Source organism: Staphylococcus durrellii (assembly GCF_015594545.1).
Lineage (GTDB): Bacteria > Bacillota > Bacilli > Staphylococcales > Staphylococcaceae > Staphylococcus > Staphylococcus durrellii.
The window spans coordinates 1166406-1184302 of record NZ_JADIIO010000001.1 but is presented as its reverse complement, the minus strand read 5'-3'; the positions used below and the strand labels follow the sequence as shown (position 1 = coordinate 1184302).

The following is a 17897-nucleotide window of genomic DNA, read 5'->3' as shown; positions in this document are numbered from 1 at the left end:
CTTATTTTTTAAAATATGCGCCGACACTATCTAATTGGATAGATTCACTTTCGCCCGTGTTCATGTCTTTAATGGCTACTTCGTTATTTTCTAATTCTTGGTCGCCTATTACGATAGTATAATCTGCGTTCAATCTATCTGCTTGTTTCATTTGGCCTTTAATTTTACGCTCCATATAATCTTTGTCAGCTTTTATACCTTGTTTACGTAAATCATTTAACATTTTCACAGCATAGTCATCGGCCTCTTTACCCATCGTAACAATAAATAAATCAAAGTCATTAGCAACGTCTAATTCGATATTTTCCTCTTCAAGAGCTAGTAATAACCTTTCAATACTTAAGGCAAATCCAATACCAGTTTGATTTGGACCATCTAACAGTTCTAATAAACCATTGTAGCGTCCACCGCCGCAAAGTGTCGTGATTGCACCATCATAGTTAGGGTTATCAATCATTAACTCGAAAGCCGTATGTGTATAATAATCTAATCCTCTAACTAAGTTCGGATCTTCTTCATAGCGTATGCCAAGACGATCAAGGTGTAGTTTTACCTCGTTAAAATATTTAATAGAGGTGTCATTTAAGTATTCAGTAATGCGTGGCGCATTTTTAACTGCTTCTTTATCTTTATCCACTTTACAATCTAGTATTCTCATTGGATTTGTGTGTAATCTAGCCTGACAGTCACTACAAAAATCACCAATAATCGGTTCAAAGTGTTTGACTAACGCCTCGTTATATTCTTGGCGTGATTCAATATCACCGACACTGTTAATAACGAGTTTTAAATGTTGTAAACCAAATGACTCATAAATGTGCACTGCCATTGCTAAAATTTCGGCATCAATGCTCGGATTTTCAGCACCAATAGCTTCAACGCCAAACTGTGTAAATTGGCGATAACGACCTTTTTGTTTACGTTCATAACGGAACATAGGTCCTAAATAATAAAGTTTAATTGGTTGGTTAGCATATCCTTGCATTTTATTTTCAATATATGATCTTACTACTGCAGCTGTACCTTCTGGGCGGAGGGTAATGCTACGATCACCTTTGTCTTTAAATGTATACATTTCTTTTTGTACAACGTCAGTAGAATCACCTACGCCTCGAGCGAATAATTCAGTACTTTCAAATATTGGTGTGCGTAGCTCTCCATAATTATATAAAGTCATTAACTCTTCTAAACGTCTTTCTATATAGCGCCATTTTATAGATTCTGTTGGTAATATATCTTGAGTTCCTCTTGGAATATTTATCATACTCATCTCTCCTTGTCTAAAATAAAAAAAAGACCCTTGCATGATGATTAATCATACAAGGGACGAATTGCCGTGTTGCCACCCTAATTGGTCAAATTGTTATCTAAAATGACCCACTTTTACACGAATAACGCTCGTAAAACGGCTCCCTTTTTGATAAGAGCACCTGTTCCTGTGTTCATTCATTTTAAACGACTAAGTATAATTTTTCAGCCTAGAATTATATCTCTTCACACGATGACGTGTTACCTTGTCCTTTAAAACAATCAAGAATCATAACGGTTAATTTATAAAATTCATTAATAATCATAACCAGTTTACAATTATTTTGCAACCTTTTTATTTTGAAAAATATGCACGTAAACCATCTATAATTGCATGTTCTACAATATGACGATGTAATTTATCGGTTAACATTACTTCATCAGTAGGATTACTAATATAACCTAATTCTAATAAAATTGCTGGTACATTTGTTTGTCTCAATACTTGATAATTTTCTTGTCTCGCACCTCTGTTAGATAATAATGCTTTCTTTTGAATGCTATTATTTATAGTTTCAGCTAAAGATTTTTGGCTATCTTTAAACCAATATACTGTGCCACCATTTGCTTTAGAAGATTTCAATGAATCATTATGTATACTAATAAAAGCATCACCTTTAATATTACGATCATCTAACGAAACATATTCATCGCTAGTTCTCGTCATTTTGACCTTAGCCCCTTCTTTTTCTAAGAGTACTTTAAGTTCTTCAGCGGTCTTTAAAGTGTATACTTTCTCTAAACTTTTTTTGTTTGTTCTACTTGAAGCTCCCTGGTCACTTCCTCCGTGACCAGGGTCAAGTACAATTGTTTTATCTTTTAGTGGCTTAGCATCAGCCGTCTTATCTGGCTTTATATTTAAATTTGTATGCCAGCCAGCGATCCAACCTTTTTCTTTACCGTTTTTAGATTCTACTTCAATCCATTTACCGGTTTTTCTAACTTTATGGAAATTTTGTCCTTTATATACAGCTTTTATTTGTGGGTAAGTAGCATTGGGTCCTGTAAGTAATTTTGCATCTTCAGTAATATATATCGTGCTACTATCTTCATCATTATGATTTAAGAAAGCAATTAAAATCACGACAAAGATAATAAAAACAACTGCGACAATAAGTGTGGGAATATTTTTTAAATGATGTTTAGTTAACCAAGTATTGAGCCTCTTCATATAACTTTGCCATCCTGACTTTCGTAAATTATCGTGACAGGTCCATCATTAGCAATATCAACCAACATATCTGTACCAAATTCACCAGTAAATACTTCTACGCCATATGAGCGTAAAGTTTCATTGAATTTGTCGAAATATTGTTCGGCTTGTTCCGGTGGCATTGACTTTGTAAAGCCCGGCCTATTACCCTTACGCACATCAGCAAATAAAGTAAATTGTGATATAGATAATATTTGACCTTTTATATCTAATAAACTTAAATTCATTTTACCGTTGTCATCTCCAAAAAGACGGGCATTGACAATTTTTTTAGCAAGCACGTCTATATCCGCTTCAGTTGAATTTTGACCTAATCCAACTAACAAACAATAACCTTGTCCAATCGAGTATTTTATCGAATCGTTGGTCACCGTTGCTTCTTTCACTCTTTGTAAAACTATTTTCATATTTACTGGCACCTCTAATTCCAAACTCTAGTTACAGTATAAACATCACCCAGTTGTTTGATCCTATCTACAACTTTATAAACTTCATTAACATTTTTTACCATAACACTAATATTAATCACAGCATTCTTATCAATGTCGGAACGCCCTGCAACTTTAACTAAATTACTACTTGTAGAATTAACGGCTTGTAATACTTCATTTAATAATCCATTTCTATCATAAGCGTTAACTTCTAAATCTACTTGATATTTTTGAGTAGCATCTTTTGATTTTACCCAATCTACATCGATGAGTCTATCAGTTTCGTTTTTAATGTTCGGGCAATCTGTTCTATGTACTTTTATACCATGACCTTTAGTAATATATCCAACAATATCATCACCAGGGATTGGATTACAACATTTTGATAACTTAATTAAAACATTTTCAATACCTTCTACATATATACCACTATCAGTGATAATATCTTCTTTTATCGGTACAGACTTAGTAATTTCTTGTGCTTGATTAAGCTCTTTTTGTTTATTTAAAATACGTTGTTTTTCCGTAAGTTTATTAACAATTTGTAGCGCAGTTATACCACCAAATCCCACAGCGGCAAACAAATCATCATCATTGGAAAAGTTGTATTTATCATTTACTACTTCTATATTTTCACTCGTAAGAACGTCATCTACTCTATATCCTTGGTCTTTGATTTCTGCTTCAATCATAAATTTACCCTTTTCAATATTAGAAGACCGATCTTGTTTTTTAAAGAAGCTTCGTATTTTACTTTTTGCACTAGATGATTTAACAATTTTCAACCAGTCTCTACTTGGACCATATGAATGTTTACTAGTACGTACTTCTACAATATCACCTGTTTGTAATACGTAATCAATTGGTTCTATCTTGCCATTAACTTTTGCACCAATCATTTTGTTACCGACTTCACTATGAATAGCGTAAGCAAAATCAATAGGATTAGCTCCATAAGGCAACTCTATAACATCACTTTCTGGTGTAAAAGCGTATACTTTATCACTTTGTAAATCAAATTTAAGAGATTCCATAAACTCTTCTGCATCGGATGTTGTGTTGTCAGTTTCAGCTAACTCTTTTAACCAATTCAGTTTATTATAATAATCATCGGTTTTATTTTTTACTTGTTTACCTTCTTTGTAAGCCCAGTGTGCAGCCACACCATGTTCTGCAATTTCATGCATTTCGTAAGTTCTAATTTGAATTTCTAAAGGATCTCCATTGGGACCTATTACGGTAGTGTGTAACGATTGATACATGTTTTGTTTAGGCATTGCGATATAGTCTTTAAATCTACCGGGCATTGGTTTCCACAATGTATGAACTAAGCCCAATACCGCATAACAATCATTAATTGAATTAACAATGACACGCACCGCAAGTAAATCAAATATTTGATCAAATTGTTTTTTTTGTTTGACCATTTTTCTATAAATACTATAAATGTGTTTAGGTCGACCGTTTATTTCACCTACGATATTCATATTTTCCATTTCAGATTGAATTTTACTAATTGCTGTATAAATATAGTCTTCTCTTTCACTACGTTTTTTCTTCATTAAATTTACAATTCTGAAATATTGAACACTATCTATATATCTAAGTGCAGTATCTTCTAATTCCCATTTAATTGTATTAATTCCCAATCTATGTGCCAATGGTGCATAGATTTCCAACGTTTCTTTAGAAGTTCTGATTTGTTTGTCTCTACGCATAGCTTTTAAAGTACGCATATTATGTAGTCTGTCCGCTAATTTAACTAAAATAACTCTTACATCTTTAGCAATAGCTATAAAAAGCTTTCTATGATTTTCAGCTTGTTGTTCTTCTTTAGAACGGTATTTTACTTTTTTAAGTTTTGTTACGCCGTCGACAATTATTGCCACTTCTTCATTGAACATGGATTTCACGTCATCAAATGTATATGGTGTATCTTCAATAACATCATGAAGAAAACCAGCAACAATAGTTGGGCCGTCTAGATGCATTTCTGTAAGTATGCCAGCCACTTGTATAGGATGCATTATATATGGCAAGCCATTTTGGCGAAATTGACCCTCATGTGCTTCATAAGCAATATGATAACTTTTTAATACATATTCATATTGATCTTTTGCTAAATATGACTTAGCTTTATATAGTACTTCGTCAGCACTGTATGGATATTCATTATTCACTCAAGACACCCCTACACTTATTATTAATTACTTTAAAAATGTTTTCGATTTTTAATATATGTATACGAATTATTAATTCAATTTACTGTATGTATAAAATTTCAAATAATAGTTATATAATACTACATGTTAACAAATAAATAAACGCGTTATAACGTACTAATGCAATCTAATTATAATAAATTTAATCTAGCATAATTGAAAAGGCGCTAAAAAACAATTATTTTGAATAGTTAGCTCTCCCATTATATTAAAAAGAAAGATAATTTTATCTGCTAAAAAAAGAAATAATAACACTACTGACATAACGTCTAGTAATATTACTATTTCCATACCAAAAAGATTATTAAACATATAAGTTATTCATCGTAAGAAATTAAGCTCATAACATCATAGTCTTTAATTTTTTCAATCCCTTTTAAATATTTTAATTCAATGATAAATGCAATACCTACTACAATACCACCAAGTTTTTCGACTAATTTGATAGCCGCCTCAATTGTGCCACCTGTCGCTAATAAATCATCTGTAATTAATACACGTTGACCTGGTAGAATAGCATCTTTGTGCATTGTTAATATATTCTTACCATATTCTAATTCATACTCATATCTAATAACTTCGCGTGGTAATTTACCTTCTTTTCGTACCGGAGCAAATCCTATACCCATAGAGTAAGCTACTGGACAACCAATAATAAATCCTCTAGCTTCAGGTCCAACAACGACATCTACATCTTTTTCTTTAGCATATTCGACGATTTGGTCAGTTGCATAGCCATATGCTTCACCATTATCCATAATTGTTGTAATATCTTTAAAGTTAACTCCTTTTTTTGGCCAATCTTGAACTTCTGATACGTATTGCTTTAAATCCATTGCTAATTCCTCCTTAACATGCCAATTCGGCTATAAGCCATTCTTTTAATTGGTTTATATCTTGGTATAATAAAATTTCTTCAACTTCTATTCTATCTAATCTCGCTCGGTATAATTTACTTGTATCAATAGCCTGTTTTTGAGATTGATTATTTACTGTAATTATACCATTATCGTCATTTATAAACTCTAAATCTAAAAATACTTTTAATATAAATTTCAACATATTAGGTTTTATATTTAAAAATTCACTTAGGTGCATACCATCTTGAGCTAGGTTTGTTTCGCCTTTTGTTGCTAAAGCTTTAAAACATTGTTTAAAGCTTTCCATTTTAGGCATTCCTTCAAAGTATATAGATTGTTGATGATTTAACATTAAATATATTTGCGAGGCTTTGACACTTTTTAAACTGTTTTTAATATCATCTATTGTTGATGGTAGATCTCTAAAGACATATTTTTCATAGTTATGTTGAATATTTTCACCGTAAAAATAGTAGTTATCTCCTAATTTGTCATTATGGTGATGTATCAGAAATGCAGTTGATGCATCATTTTCATCAATAACTGACAGTTTATTTTTACTGCGGTAATCTAGTATTTGTAACTTATTGCTCGCCAAATCTTGTATCATAAATTGCGGTGACTTATGACCATTCCATTCATTTATTTGAAGTGTACCAATGATACTTACTGGTTGTTCAGTATTCAACTGATTGCTTAAATGTCCATATTGCCAATATAATGCTTGTAAATTACTCTTACCCAGAGATAACTTCAAATGTTTATTTTCTTGTCCTATACCTTTAGAATGATGCACTGTAATGTCAGACAACTCAAAACATGGACTTTCAAAATCAGTACCAAAAGGTCTTAATTTATGAATGTCTTGAATATTACCAACGTTAATATCTGCCTCATTTACTTTTACATCAATTTTTTTAGAAGGTTCCAACGAAGTTGAAGTGGCTAGCTCTTCCATCCATAGATTTAAGCCATGAGATAAGTCTTGAATATTGTCTATGGGCATCGTCACTCCGGCCGCCATATGATGACCGCCAAATTTTGATATTAAATCGGAATGTGCAGTTAAAATTTCAAACATTGATACTTGTTCAATACTACGCGCAGAGCCTTTAGCATGATTTTGTACCTCGTCAATATTTAAAATTAGCGTCGGTAAACTATAAGTTTCGACAATTTTTGATGCAACAATGCCTAATACTCCTTCATGCCAATCTTCTTTAGCAAGGAGTAAGAATTTCGCTTGTTGCTGAACTTGCTCTTTAGCCATTGCTAATGCTTCTTCAGTAATAGAAGCTACAATATCTTTACGTTCTTGGTTAAAGAACTCAACCTGTTCCGCTAAAAATGTTGCCTCTTCCATTTCATCAGTCATAAGCAATTCGGCAGCTAAACCAGCATCTTCTAATCTACCTACCGCATTAAGTCTTGGACCAATAATAAAACCAATGGTCTCTTCGTTTATATCATCCGTGTAACTCGCTTGATTTAATATTGCTTTTATAGATACTGGACATTGGTCGTTAAGTACACTAAGACCTTGTTTTACAAGCGAACGATTTTCATCTGTTAACGATACTAAGTCTGCAATAGTTCCTATTGCAACTAAACCTAAAAATTGTCGTGGAGGTTGTGATAATAATGCTTGCGTTAATTTATATGCTACTCCTGCACCACATAGATATTGAAACGGATAATCAAATTCTGGATGCATAGGATGTACAATTGCAAAAGCATCAGGCATAGTTCTGCCTATTTCATGATGATCTGTAACAATTACATCTACGCCCAATGATTGCACACTCTCAATCTCTTTATGTCCTTGTATCCCATTATCTACTGTAATTATAAGCGATATACCTTCGTCATATGCATTTTTAAATGCCATTTCATTCGGTCCATATCCTTCAGAAAAACGATTCGGTATGTACCAACCCACATGAGCACCTAATTCTCTCAAAGTAGATACTAAAATTGTTGTCGAGGTTACACCATCAGCATCGTAATCTCCATAGACAAGAATTTTTTCGTTTTTATCGATAGCTAAATTAATACGGTCTACAGTTTTTTTCATATCACTAAGTAGCCATGGATCATGGTTTATAACGTTGTTACTAAATAGAGCTTCAATTTCATCACATTCAACTATATTTTTACTCTCTAATATTTGTTTAACAAGAGGAGTTAGTTTCAATTTCTTTACATATTCTTCCAAAATTTCATTATCAGGTGTATTATAATCCCAATTATACTTTGGTTTAATCATACGAGTCTCCCTCATTTCCACAAGCCATTATACAAAACATTCTGTAAAATAAAAAGCGGTGACCATCGATATAGACATAATATTTTATGAAACAAGTAAAAAATAAAACTGCCATTACGTTTTTTTCGCAATGGCAGTTTAAATATAATTTATACTAAGATTTTTTCATCATTGGAGCGTTTTTCTTTGTAGACTACTAATTTATGGTCATCAGATTTTTTAAGTTGTCGTTTTTTCATTATTCCCCATAACGGTACTGCAATAAATACAGAAGAGAATACACCTGTAATTAAACCAATTAATAGAGCTAATGAGAATGTGAAAATACTTGATGCACCAAAAATTAACAATGCAATAACTACAACAACAACAGTTAACACTGTATTAATTGAACGCGTCATAGTCTGTCTAATAGATCTATTAACAATATCATCAATTTGTTCTGCTTTAGTAATGACTTTCACCTTATGCAAGTTTTCACGTACTCTATCAAACGTAACAATCGTGTCATTTATAGAATAACCAATGATTGTTAATACTGCTGCAATGAATGTGATATCGACTTCTAGTCTAAATAAACTGAATACTGCTACAATCATAAAGGCATCATGCAGTAGTGCTAATACTGATGAAAGTCCCATACGCCACTCGAAACGGAATGAAGTGTAAATAATGATACCAATAGCAGCATAAATAAGTGCCATAATAGCATTTTTAGCTAATTCTTGACCTATAACGGGTGATACTGTATTAACAGTTGGATCATGTCCAAAATTGTTGTGAACAGTATCTTTAATTTTTGCTACTTGCTCTTTATTTAAGTCTTTTTTGAATTGAACACTCACATTTTTATCATTTTGACCAATCGATACTTGATCAGGTTTAAAGTTTTTATCCTCGAGTGTTTGCGTTACTTTATTTTGAGTTACTTTATTTTCTGAATCAAAATCGACTCGTGTACCACTTGTGAAATCTATGCCTAGATTTAATTTAAAGACAAATAGGATGATTGCACCAACAATAATTATCAATACGCTTAGTGATAATAATGGTTTGGCTAATTTCATGAAGTCCCATTTTTCATAAGGTGTTTTTAAATCATGGACGTCTTTTCCGTCGTTAATATCATGGATATGCTTTTTGTTTACACCGAACATACCATAAGACTTTTTGAAGAAATTTGATGAAATTAATAACGTCAACAGTAATCTAGATAGAAATACTGCAGTAACGAAAATCATTAAAATACCTAATAATAGCATAGTTGCGAAACCTTTTACCGAACTTTCACCAAAGAAGAACAGAACTGCCGCTGCAATAACAGTCGTTAAGTTGGCATCGACAATAGTTAGGAATGAACTTTTATTAGCTTTTTTATATGCTTGTTTTAAGGTTCGACCTATCTTCAACTCATCTTTTATCCGTTCGTACATTATGATGTTGGCATCAACAGCCATACCCACGCCAAGCACTAATGCTGCTAGACCAGGTAAAGTAAGTACACCTGAAATAAGGTTAAATGCAAATAGTGTTAAATAGATATATGTTGTCAAAGCAATTACCGCTACAAGACCAGGTAAGCGATAAAATCCTAACATAAACAAGTAAATAACTGCTACACCTAACATAGAAGCAAATACAGTTTTATCTAGTGCATCTTGACCAAACTGAGCTCCAACTGAATTTGAATAGATTTCTTTAAGATGAACAGGTAAAGAACCAGCGTTTAACAAGTCCGCAATTTGTTTAGCTTTTTGTACGCCTTTTTCACCATTAAAGCCACCTGAAATTTCAACGCTATCTGAATTAATTGGTTTGTCTACATTTGCCGCTGAAACATATTTAGGGTCTTTCTTTGTTTTTTCCTTGTTGTATGAATCCCCTTTTTCGTAATCTAGCCATACAACCATAACGTTGTCTTTTTTCTTAGAAATTTCTTCGGTTACTTTTTTAAACTTGTCACTATCTTTTAGTTTAAAAGTAACTGCAGGTTGGTTTGTATTTTGTTTAAATTCTTGTTTTGCCGTACCTTGTTTAAGATCTTTACCGGTTAATTTAACATTATCGTTAGCATCACGAATCGTTAAATTTGCTTGTGAAGATAACATTTTCCTTGCTTGAGATTGATTTTTAACCCCAGCAAGTTGTACACGTATGCGGTTATTGTCTTCAACTTGTATTTTAGGTTCGGAAACGCCGAGTTTGTTGACACGGTTCTCTAAAGTCTTAGAGGTAGATTTTACAGCATCCTTATCAACCTTATCGCCTTGTTGTAAAGGATTGACTTGGTAAAGTACTTCAAATCCACCTTGTAAATCCAAACCTAAGTTAACGTTTTTAACTACGTTTTTATATGTAAGTCCCATTCCCGCGAACAATAGAACCACAAGTAATATAAACGCAACTATTCTACTACTTTTTTTCACATGAACACCTCATTGTAAACTTATGATTTAAGGATACTTTAATTAATAATATTTGTGCAAGTTATTACATAATATACGATAACTTGTTTAAGCGACCTATATATCTTAACATATTACAACATATTCACAAACTAACATTTATTATGCAAACTAAATTTATCCTAATTCATTATATATAAAAAATTGGCAGGAAATTAAATCCCTACCAATTCACGTTTTATTAAGATGGATCAACCTGTTTAATTGCAGGTTTTTCGAGTGTGATTTCTGTACCATTGCCATTTAAAGTAAGTACGACAGTTGTTTCGTCAACACTTCTAACGGTACCTTTAATTCCTCCAATAGTCGTAACACGTTGACCTGAACGAATTTGTTGTACCATTTCACGATGCTCTTTAGCTTTCTTTTGTTGTGGTCTAATTAAAAAGAACCACATTAATGCTAATAATAAAATTGGTAAAATTAATGACGTTAATTGCATTTATTTATTTCTCCTTTAAAAGTTTTTAGGGTTATCTACATTAAGTCCGTATTGTTCAAAAAATTCTTCTTTAAAATCTAACAGACGGTCTTCACGAATTGCTTGTCTAATATTTTCCATTAATTTAAGCAGAAAATGCAAATTATGGTATGTAGTAAGACGTATTCCAAAAGTTTCCTCTGCCTTAATGAGATGTCTTAGGTAAGCTCTACTGTAATTTTTACATGTATAACAGTCACAATTTGGGTCTAATGGACCAAAATCATCAGCGTATTTTGCATTTTTGATAATAACGCGTCCTTCAGAAGTCATGCATGTACCATTTCTAGCTATACGAGTAGGTAATACACAATCGAACATATCCATACCGCGAATGCTACATTCTATTAAAGCATCAGGAGAGCCAACACCCATTAAGTATCTTGGTTTATCCTTTGGCATAAATTGTTCAGTATGTTTAACCATATCGTACATCACTGGTTTAGGTTCACCAACTGATAAACCACCAATAGCGTAACCTGGAAAGTCTAAAGCGACAAGTTCTTCAGCACTTTGCTGCCTTAAATCTTTATACTCTCCACCTTGTATAATGCCAAATAGCGCTTGATCTTCTTGACGATTATGCGCCTTTAAACATCTCTCAGCCCAACGTGTTGTACGTTCAATTGACTCTTTAACGTATTTATATTCGGCTGGCATTGGCGGGCATTCATCGAAAGCCATCATAATGTCAGAACCTAAATCATTTTGTATTTGCATTGCTTTTTCAGGACTTAAAAATAATTTCGAGCCATTGGTATGATGTCTAAACTCTACGCCTTTTTCTGATATATTCCTCAAATTGCTTAAACTAAATACTTGAAAGCCACCTGAGTCAGTAAGTATCGGACCATCCCAATTCATGAATTGATGTAATCCCCCACTCTTACGAATAATATCATTTCCTGGTTGTAACCACAAATGATACGTGTTTCCTAAAATGATTTTTGCTTCCATTTGATGTAGCTCTTCTGGGCTCATTGTTTTCACGGTTGCCTTAGTGCCGACTGGCATAAACATTGGTGTTTCAAATGAACCATGTGGTGTATGTACAATTCCTAAACGTGCACCGGATTGCTTACATGTTTTTATATGTTCGTATGTGACTGCAGGCATGTTCTTACTCCTCTCAATTCCCTAAATAATTAACATTGCATCTCCAAAACTGAAAAATCTATATCGTTCTAATACTGCTTGATTATATGCATTTAAAATATTATCTCTCGTGCTAAAAGCAGACACTAGCATTACTAAAGTTGATTTTGGCAAATGGAAATTTGTTATTAGACCATCGACGCCTTTAAATTTAAAACCTGGATATATAAAAATATCAGTCCAACCGCTTTCTGCTACAAACTTTGTGTTATGTTGACGAATTGTTTCCAAAGTTCTCGTTGTAGTCGTTCCTACCGAAATAATACGTCCACAGTTTGCTTTAGTAACGTTTAATAAATCAGCCGTTTCTTGTGTCATTTGATAATATTCACTATGCATTTCATGTTCATCTATATTTTCGACGCTAACGGGTCTAAATGTTCCTAAACCTACGTGCAAAGTAATAAAGGCAACATTGACACCTTTTTGTTTAATTTTAGTTAGCAATTCATCTGTAAAGTGCAAGCCGGCTGTTGGTGCAGCAGCTGAACCTATTTCATTTGCATAAACAGTTTGATACCGTTCTGGGTCATCCAACCGTTCTTTTATATATGGAGGTAGTGGCATTTCCCCTAATTCATCCAAGCGCTCTTGTAAAATACCATCAAAATGTAAGCGCATAATACGTCCACCTTGATTTAATGTTTCAACACACTCAGCGATTATTTTACCTTCTCCAAAATTTAGTTTATCTCCTAATTGTATTCTTTTAGCTGGTTTTAAGAGTACTTCCCAATCATTACCTTCTAATTGTGTAAGCATTAGCATTTCTACTTTGGCGCCTGTCTCTTCTTTAATACCGAAAAGACGTGCTGGCATAACACGAGTATCATTCAATACTAATGTATCACCTTGCTCAAAATAATCGATGACATCTTTAAAATGACGATGTTCTATATTACCATTATTTTTGCCTAGAACTAATAAACGACTTTGGTCTCGATCTTTTAAGGGCGTTTGTGCAATTAGTTCTTCTGGTAAGTAATAATCAAAATCTTCTATATCCAATGTTACTACCTCTTTCCTTTATTTCTAAAGTGTTCATGAGCATAAGGTGTAGCTTTACGCCCTCTAGGTGTACGTTCTATAAAACCTTTTTGAATAAGGAAAGGTTCGTAAACATCTTCTATCGTAATGCGCTCTTCACCTATAGAGACTGCAATAGTGTCTAATCCCACTGGGCCACCATTGTATTGATTTAAAATACATTGCATCATTTTATGATCAATATAGTCTAAGCCTTCTTCATCTACTTGTAAAAGTTTTAATGCTTGCTTTGTAGTTTCAACATAAATATGCTCATCTTCATTTACTTGTTGAAAATCACGTACACGTTTTAGTAATCTATTTGCTACACGTGGCGTCCCGCGACTTCTTTTAGCCAATTCTACCGCGCTATCTTCATCAATAGATGTGCCTAACACTTCTGCCGTTCTAACAATAATTTCTTTCAGTTCTGAATTTTTATAGTATTCTAGTCGTAATTGAACACCGAAACGATCTCTTAAAGGTGCTGTTAAGCTTCCTGCCCTTGTGGTAGCACCTACTAATGTAAATGGTGGCAAGTCTATCCTAATACTTCTAGCTTCATCGCCTTTACCTATTACAATGTCTAAAAAGAAATCTTCCATTGCCGAATATAAAACTTCTTCTACAACACTACTTAGTCTATGAATTTCGTCTATAAATAATACATCACCCGGTTGTAACCCAGATAATATCGCTGCTAAGTCTCCCGGTCTATCTAGAGATGGACCAGAAATTGTTCTAATATTAACTTCCATTTCGTTGGCTATAATATTAGAAAGAGTTGTTTTCCCTAAACCTGGGGGTCCAAAAAGTAATACATGGTCTAAAGGTTCTTCTCTCAATTTTGCTGCTTTAATAAACACTTCTAAGTTGTTTTTAATTGAAGATTGACCGATATATTGACGTATTCTTTTAGGTCTTAACGATAATTCAAATGATGTTTCATCTTCATGTAATGATTGATCAACCATTCTGTCATCCAATATTGTTCACCCCAATTTATTAAGAAACTAACAATTGCAAACCTCTTTTAACTGCTTCATCCACCGATTCGCACGTTTCTTTGTTTAGTGTCTTTTCTACCTTACTAAGTTCTCGTTTCGAGTATCCTAACGCTTCAAGTGCTAAAATAGCTTCTTTAACTGTGTCATTAGATGTATCATTAGTCATTCCGTGATTTAATAAATTATCAGTCGTTTCTTCTGTTACTTGTACTTTACCTTTTAAATCTAACACAATTTGACGTGCAGTTTTTTTACCGATACCAGGAAATTTAGTTAAATAAGCATCGTTTTCATTTTCAATAGCTTGTATAACTTCAGAAGGTGTGCTCGTAGCTAAAATTGCGAGCGCAGATTTAGGTCCAATACCTGTTACTTTAATTAAATTAAGAAACATATCTTTTTCTTCTACATTAATAAAACCATATAACAATTGTGCATCTTCTCTCACTATAAATGAAGTGAATACTTTCACTTCATTATCTAGATATTGTTGAAAACGATAAGAATTAGGTGTTTGAATTTCATAACCAATGCCCGCTGTTTCTACAACTAAATGGGTTGGAAATAATTGAGTTAAAATACCTTTTATATATGCGTACAAATTTACACTTCCTTATATTGTCATACTTATTAATTCTACTTTAGATACATGGTCAATCGTTTGTAATGACGCAATTACATCATCAATTTCTAAATCGGTTCCTTTAGCATCTAACGAGACAGTAATAGTCGCCCTATGATCCATAGGAATACTTTGGTGGATAGTTAATACCGACAAACTTAATCTAGATAAGGTATTTAATACTTCCGCTAACATACCTACTATATCATTAACATATAAGATTAATGTAAATTCTTTCGTACTCTCCATTTTTTCATCTACTGGGAAAATAGTATCTCTATATTTATAAAATGCACTTCTTGATAAATCATACTTTTTAACTGCTTCAAATATGGATAGCTTAGGATCACTTTTTAAAGCATCTTTAATTTTAATTGTTTTCACAACAGATTCTGGCAACACATCTTCTCTAATTAAATAAAACTTTTTATAATCTTTACTATCCATGAATGAGCACCTCTATTCTATAAATTCAAATTCCCCACCAAGAATTCTAACTATATCTCCGTTTTCACAGCCTCTATCTCTCAATGCATCATCAATACCCATTGAACGCATCTGTCTAGCGAATCTACGTACTGCTGGATCACTATTAAAGTCAGTCATTTTGAACATACGTTCAATAGATTTACCACGTACCACGTAAGCACCATCATCGTCTCTAGTAATAGTGAAATTATCTTGATTAGGTGTATGTTTATAAACAACTCTATTAATACCTAAATCTTTTTCTTCTTCATTGAAGTCTACATCTTTAACTTCTTCTAATTTATTAGCTATTAAATAAAGTAATTTATCGATGTTTTCACGTGTAAATGTAGACAATGGAATAATATCAATCACTTCATCCTTTAATGCATCTTTAAATAACGCTAAATTATGTTCTGAATTAGGCATGTCCATTTTATTTGCTACAACAATTTGTGGTCTTTCTTCTAGTTTATGTTCATAGGCGCTTAATTCTTTATTGATGATTTGATAATCGTCTAATGGATCACGACCTTCAGAGCCACTCATATCTATCACATGCACAATTACTTTTGTGCGTTCGACATGTCGTAAGAATTGATGACCTAAGCCAACTCCATCGGAAGCACCTTCAATCAGTCCTGGTAAATCCGCCATCACGAAACTTCTGTTATCAGGCGTAGCTACGACGCCTAGGTTTGGTTTGATTGTAGTAAAATGATAGTCACCAATTTTAGGTTTTGCCTTTGAAACGATAGAAAGTAAAGTTGATTTACCTACACTAGGAAAACCTACTAAACCTACATCTGCCAATAATTTTAATTCTAATGTTACATCTATTTCTTCACCTGGTTCTCCGTTTTCACTAAAGTCAGGAGCAGGGTTACGTGGAGAGGCAAAGCGCGAATTACCTCTACCACCACGACCGCCTTTTGCAACAGTTGCACGTTGCCCGTGTTCAACTAAGTCTGCCAAAACTTCGCCTGTTTCGACACTTCTAACGATTGTACCTGGAGGCACTTGTAATATTAGGTTCTCTGCATTTTTCCCATGCATATTACTACTTTGGCCACCTTCACCCCTTTTAGCTTTAAAGTGGCTTTGATATCTAAAATCTAATAAAGTTCTTAATCCTTCATCCACTTCAAAAATGACTGACGCACCATCGCCACCGTCTCCGCCAGCAGGACCACCAAACGGTACATATTTTTCTCTTCTATACGCTGTAATACCATTTCCACCGTCACCAGCTTTGAGTGATATTTTCACTTGATCGACAAACATATTTTCACCTCTTTTTCTATAATTTTACAATATCTACACTATTATATCATTAAGTCCTTTTATATAAAATAAAACAAAAAATAAACACCAGAAGTTAAAACTTCTGGTGTTAGTAAAGACAAATTACTCAGCAGCTGAATATACAGATACTTGTTTTTTGTCGCGACCTTTACGTTCGAATTTAACAACGCCGTCGATTTTAGCGAATAATGTATCGTCGCCACCGCGACCTACATTTTCACCAGGATAAATTTTAGTACCACGTTGACGGAATAAAATAGAACCGCCAGTTACGTATTGACCGTCAGCACGTTTAGCACCTAAACGTTTAGATTCAGAGTCACGTCCGTTTTTTGTAGAACTTACCCCTTTTTTCGATGCGAAGAACTGTAAGTTTAATTTTAACATTGAATTGCACCTCACTTGTAATTTAATCTTATATTCTCATGATATTCCTCTTCTATCGTTTGTAACGAAACTAACATAGCTTGAAGAATTAATTGTGCTTGTTCATTATTAGTATCAACACTTCTAATATGGAAATGACCACCGTCTTCCTCATAATCAATATCAGGTTTTTCAGTCGTTAAACCCATAATAGCATTAACACTACCGAATAGCACGGCAGAAGCGCCTGCGCATACTATGTCATGACCATAGTCACCATGTTCTGCATGGCCATCCATAATTACGTCTGTTACTTGACCCTCACTATTTAAAGTCACATTAACAGTAATCATAATTATGCGTTAATTTTATCGATAGTAAGTTTTGTATAAGGCTGGCGATGTCCTTTTTTACGTTTAGAATCTTTACGACGTTTGTAAGTGAAGACAGTGATTTTTTTTCCACGGCCTTGTTTACTAACTGTAGCACTAACCGTAGCACCTTCAACTGTTGGCGCACCAACTTTAACTGAATCGCCACCTACAAATAATACTTTTTCAAATGTAAATGCATCACCTTCATTAACGTCTAATTTTTCAACGAAAATTTCTTGGCCTTCTTCTACTTTGATTTGTTTTCCACCTGTTTCAATAATAGCAAACATACTTTGCACCTCCTATAATATAAGTCACGCCAAAATCA

At 33.3% G+C, this 17897-nt stretch carries 17 protein-coding genes and 1 other annotated feature (1 of these 18 only partly in view); all 17 genes read right to left on the bottom strand.

Going from position 1 to position 17897, the window contains the following annotated elements:
• Position 1: 1 nt before the first annotated feature.
• Positions 2-1264 carry a histidine--tRNA ligase gene (gene hisS / locus ISP02_RS05735; RefSeq protein WP_195720628.1) on the bottom strand — a complete coding sequence of 421 codons (1263 nt, stop codon included), beginning with the start codon at positions 1262-1264 and terminating at the stop codon, positions 2-4.
• A 339-nt stretch (positions 1265-1603) separates the two neighbouring features.
• A complete protein-coding gene (locus tag ISP02_RS05730) occupies positions 1604-2479 on the bottom strand; it encodes an N-acetylmuramoyl-L-alanine amidase (RefSeq protein WP_195720627.1) in 876 nt (291 codons plus the stop codon).
• Positions 2476-2928 (bottom strand): D-aminoacyl-tRNA deacylase, encoded by a 453-nt coding sequence (dtd, locus tag ISP02_RS05725; protein ID WP_195720626.1) that lies wholly within the window; start codon positions 2926-2928, stop codon positions 2476-2478. The genes ISP02_RS05730 and dtd overlap by 4 nt, the downstream gene beginning before the upstream one ends.
• Before the next feature lie 14 nt (positions 2929-2942).
• A complete protein-coding gene (locus ISP02_RS05720) occupies positions 2943-5132 on the bottom strand; it encodes a RelA/SpoT family protein (protein WP_195720625.1) in 2190 nt (729 codons plus the stop codon).
• A gap of 359 nt (positions 5133-5491) precedes the next feature.
• Complete coding sequence (locus tag ISP02_RS05715; RefSeq protein ID WP_195720624.1) at positions 5492-6010, bottom strand: adenine phosphoribosyltransferase; 519 nt, start codon at positions 6008-6010, stop codon at positions 5492-5494.
• A 13-nt stretch (positions 6011-6023) separates the two neighbouring features.
• Entirely contained in the window at positions 6024-8300 is a 2277-nt protein-coding gene (recJ, locus tag ISP02_RS05710; RefSeq protein WP_195720623.1) for a single-stranded-DNA-specific exonuclease RecJ, read from the bottom strand.
• Positions 8301-8449: 149 nt separating this feature from the next.
• Positions 8450-10726 carry a protein translocase subunit SecDF gene (secDF, locus tag ISP02_RS05705; protein WP_195720622.1) on the bottom strand — a complete coding sequence of 759 codons (2277 nt, stop codon included), beginning with the start codon at positions 10724-10726 and terminating at the stop codon, positions 8450-8452.
• A gap of 220 nt (positions 10727-10946) precedes the next feature.
• Positions 10947-11207: a preprotein translocase subunit YajC gene (gene yajC / locus ISP02_RS05700; protein WP_048793508.1), complete on the bottom strand. Its 261-nt coding sequence runs from the start codon at positions 11205-11207 to the stop codon at positions 10947-10949.
• 15 nt (positions 11208-11222) lie between these two features.
• Positions 11223-12362, bottom strand: a complete 1140-nt coding sequence (tgt, locus tag ISP02_RS05695; protein WP_195720621.1) for a tRNA guanosine(34) transglycosylase Tgt — start codon at positions 12360-12362, stop codon at positions 11223-11225.
• A gap of 21 nt (positions 12363-12383) precedes the next feature.
• The gene (gene queA / locus ISP02_RS05690) at positions 12384-13409 is read right to left on the bottom strand and encodes a tRNA preQ1(34) S-adenosylmethionine ribosyltransferase-isomerase QueA (protein ID WP_195720620.1); all 1026 of its coding nucleotides are present in this window, start codon (positions 13407-13409) and stop codon (positions 12384-12386) included.
• A 5-nt stretch (positions 13410-13414) separates the two neighbouring features.
• The gene (gene ruvB, locus ISP02_RS05685; protein WP_195720619.1) at positions 13415-14413 is read right to left on the bottom strand and encodes a Holliday junction branch migration DNA helicase RuvB; all 999 of its coding nucleotides are present in this window, start codon (positions 14411-14413) and stop codon (positions 13415-13417) included.
• Between the two features lie 19 nt (positions 14414-14432).
• Positions 14433-15035 carry a Holliday junction branch migration protein RuvA gene (ruvA, locus tag ISP02_RS05680; RefSeq protein ID WP_195720618.1) on the bottom strand — a complete coding sequence of 201 codons (603 nt, stop codon included), beginning with the start codon at positions 15033-15035 and terminating at the stop codon, positions 14433-14435.
• A 12-nt stretch (positions 15036-15047) separates the two neighbouring features.
• On the bottom strand, positions 15048-15503 hold the full coding sequence (locus ISP02_RS05675) for an ACT domain-containing protein (protein WP_195720617.1): 456 nt from the start codon (positions 15501-15503) through the stop codon (positions 15048-15050).
• 12 nt (positions 15504-15515) lie between these two features.
• Positions 15516-16808: a GTPase ObgE gene (gene obgE / locus ISP02_RS05670; protein ID WP_195720616.1), complete on the bottom strand. Its 1293-nt coding sequence runs from the start codon at positions 16806-16808 to the stop codon at positions 15516-15518.
• A 123-nt stretch (positions 16809-16931) separates the two neighbouring features.
• Positions 16932-17216: a 50S ribosomal protein L27 gene (gene rpmA / locus ISP02_RS05665; protein WP_002510438.1), complete on the bottom strand. Its 285-nt coding sequence runs from the start codon at positions 17214-17216 to the stop codon at positions 16932-16934.
• A gap of 11 nt (positions 17217-17227) precedes the next feature.
• Entirely contained in the window at positions 17228-17548 is a 321-nt protein-coding gene (locus ISP02_RS05660; protein ID WP_195720615.1) for a ribosomal-processing cysteine protease Prp, read from the bottom strand.
• A gap of 2 nt (positions 17549-17550) precedes the next feature.
• On the bottom strand, positions 17551-17859 hold the full coding sequence (gene rplU, locus ISP02_RS05655; protein ID WP_195720614.1) for a 50S ribosomal protein L21: 309 nt from the start codon (positions 17857-17859) through the stop codon (positions 17551-17553).
• A gap of 12 nt (positions 17860-17871) precedes the next feature.
• Positions 17872-17897: a sequence feature (ribosomal protein L21 leader region), on the bottom strand (it continues 49 nt past the right edge of the window).